This is a genomic window from Cupriavidus sp. 05T313 (assembly GCF_056396665.1).
On record NZ_JBFTLX010000438.1, the window covers coordinates 1 to 2,942 of the forward strand.

The window sequence follows — 2,942 nt, forward strand, 5'->3', positions numbered from 1 at the left end:
GCACTGCACCAGCCGGGCCTTTCGCGCGACGCCATGCGGCAACGCGTTACCGAGGCGCTGCGCGAGGTGGGCATGGACCGCACGGCCCTGGGGCGGTATCCCCATGAGTTCTCCGGCGGCCAGCGCCAGCGCGTGGCGATCGCGCGCGTGCTGATCCTCAAGCCGCAGGTGCTGGTGCTCGATGAGCCGACGTCCGCGCTCGATGTCTCCATCCAGCAGCAGGTGCTGGCGCTGCTGACGCAACTGCAGCGCAAGTACAACCTGAGCTATCTCTTTATCAGCCATGACCTGGCCGTGATCCGCGCCATGGCGCACCGGGTCATCGTGATGAAGTCCGRCGAGGTGGTGGAGGCGGGAGAAACCGAGGTTGTGCTAGGTGATCCGCAGCACGCATACACCCGCAAGCTCATGATCGCGGCCGAAATTGGTGCAGGCGACCCGATTCCGCCGCAAGTTGGTGCGGCCGAACTCAGGGTGTCACCCGATTGACCTGCCGCTGACATAATCAAACCGAGAAAGCATCTGCGACTTCCGTTGTATAGCCTTGATTACAAAGCACTTTATCTGAATTTTGTAACGAACTTTGACATGTGGATGACAACCTTATACCATCCGGCGAGAACTAATTTTACGGGTGGTTCGCGCGTCGCTTATGCACAGCGCGGGTGGCTTGCGTCACTTGGCGCGCTTTTTGCGTGCGATCCACTTCATTGATTTCAGGCCCGCCCCGGTGTGTTTGCCCGGGCCCGGACAAGAACGATTCATCAGGAGAACCAATGCAGCGAACGGTGCTTCATTCCCTGGCGCGCGCCGCCGTAGGAATAGCCATTGCCTGCGGTGCCACTCTATCGAATGGAGTGCTGGCTGACACGGTCTTCAAGGATCCCGACGCCCGCATCGACGCACGTACCGAACTCAGCGCGGAGCCGCATCCGGAAGGCAAGCGCGGCTTGCTGTCTTCGGTCATGAACTCGACCAGCCATGTGGCCAGCAAGGCCGGCGACTTGGTCATGAATGCCCTCGGGTTGATCGGCGTGCGTTACCGCTTCGGCGGCAACAGCCCGGAATCGGGCCTCGACTGCAGCGGTTTTGTCCGCTACGTCTTCAACGATACCTTTGGCTTCATGCTGCCGCGCCGCTCGGTCGAGATGAGCCAGGTTGGCACCACCGTGGCAACCAGCGACCTGCGCCCCGGCGACCTGGTGTTCTTCAACACCATGCGCCATACCTTCTCGCACGTTGGCATCTACATTGGTGACAACAAGTTCGTACATGCCCCGTCCACCGGCAGCAAGATTCGTGTCGATGACATGCGCGCCTCGTACTGGGTGACGCGCTACAACGGCGCGCGCCGTATCGACGATATGCCGCAGGACAGCGGCAGCGCCAGCAACCTGGGCAATATGGTCGAGACGCTCAAGCGTTTCGATCCCAACGCAGGCGGTCGTTCGCTCTACGGCGGCTGAGGCGAGGGCGGGCCCTGTCCGTGCGTGTCACAACGAAAAAGGACTGCCTCGCAGTCCTTTTTCGTTGGCGCCGCCTCCCGGCGGCATGTGCTCCCGCGGCCGTTATTGCGCGGCCACCGTTCCGGCGGGCCGCGAGCGCGCCAGGGCAAGCTTGTCGCGCAGGCTCGCCATGACCGCGGAGGCCGCTTGCTCGCCAGCCAGGATGGCGCGGTTGCGCGAGGCGAAGTCGCTGCCACCCATGTCCGGCAGGTCGGGGCGGATTACCACATCGGCATGCGCCAGGGCCATCTTGCTGATCGACTGCCCCATGATGGCCGTGGTCTGCAGCAATACGCCGCTCTGGCCGCCGTTCTTCTGGCTGGAGGGCTCGGCGGAGATGTTCACGGCTATCACGAAGTCAGCGCCCATGGCGCGCGCGGAATCGACCGGTACGGGTTCGACCAGCCCGCCATCCACATAGTCATGCCCCTGAATCGAGACCGGCTGGAACACGCCCGGCACGCTGCTCGATGCCCGTACCGCCTGGCCGGTGTTGCCGCGCCGGAACAAGATGCCCTGGCCGGTCTTGAGGTTGGTGGCGACGATGCCCAGTGGCAGCTTCATGGACTCGATCGGGCGATTTGCGACCAGCCGGTTCACGTAGTTCTGCAGCGCCTCGCCCTTGAGCCAGCCGCCAAAGCGGGTGCCGAAGGGCAGGGCCCAGTCGGCGATGGTGGCTTCGTCCATCGTCAGYGCCACCTTGTTGAGCTGGAATCCGTTCATGCCCGATGCGTAGAGTGCCGCGACCACCGCGCCCGCGCTGGTGCCAGTGACCAAGTCCGGATGGATGCCCTGTGCTTCGAGTGCCTTGATCACGCCAATGTGGGCGAAGCCGCGTGCGGCGCCACCGCCGAGCGCAAGGCCGATCTTGATCGGCCGGGGTGGCGCCGTGGGCGGCGCAGCCGGGGTGTCCGGCGCTGCGGTGAGTGCGCCCGGTTTTGGGCCAAAGGAGCAGGCAGCCAGCAGTGCTGCCGCACCGGCACCAAGGAAGTTGCGTCGTTGCATGGAGTAACCGAGGGAGGAGAAATGGCGCGGTCGTCACAGCCAGCGTGGGCGAGGGCAGAATGTGCCGTCCACGTCGGCCGCACGTCCCGTGCGACAGCATTCAGACCGGACGCAGCATAAATGATTCCGCGCGGCCGGGCATTCCAGCGCGAACCGGGGGCGGTTGGCTGCGCCCTGCTTGCTATAATGCGGCGATCCTGTGCGACACGCACTATCGTGTCCGGGCAGCTCCAACGTAAGGAGCATCGACCTTGTTGGGACAAGGGGAAGGTTTCCGCCTGAACTGTCCAATCCCAACCATTTCTTGCTTAGACGAACCGGGCCGAACAGCCAGGGGGAGTCTAGAACGTTGCGAGGAAGGCCAGAACACCGGCCGGATTTGCAGCTTGCTTTTTGCTGGATGGATTTCCAGCCATTGCCCAAGGGCGGGGA

At 63.6% G+C, this 2,942-nt stretch carries 3 protein-coding genes; 2 read left to right on the top strand and 1 reads right to left on the bottom strand.

The features are described from left to right. Both AC1DKD_RS40465 and AC1DKD_RS40470 read left to right on the top strand, forming a co-directional pair. Window positions 1–489: ATP-binding cassette domain-containing protein (locus tag AC1DKD_RS40465; RefSeq protein ID WP_477144666.1), on the top strand; the 489-nt coding region annotated here is incomplete at its 5' end. Window positions 490–776: 287 nt separating this feature from the next. Continuing rightward, the gene (locus AC1DKD_RS40470) at window positions 777–1,466 is read left to right on the top strand and encodes a C40 family peptidase (protein ID WP_035860485.1); all 690 of its coding nucleotides are present in this window, start codon (window positions 777–779) and stop codon (window positions 1,464–1,466) included. Between the two features lie 102 nt (window positions 1,467–1,568). Here the strand turns inward: AC1DKD_RS40470 and AC1DKD_RS40475 are convergent, their stop codons facing one another. Then, entirely contained in the window at window positions 1,569–2,510 is a 942-nt protein-coding gene (locus AC1DKD_RS40475; RefSeq protein ID WP_441627427.1) for a patatin-like phospholipase family protein, read from the bottom strand. Window positions 2,511–2,942 lie beyond the last annotated feature (432 nt).

Coding starts and splice junctions, on each gene's coding strand:
- AC1DKD_RS40470 (WP_035860485.1), top strand. CDS start 777: ATGCAGCGAACGGTGCTTCATTCCCTGGCGCGCGCCGCCGTAGGAATA.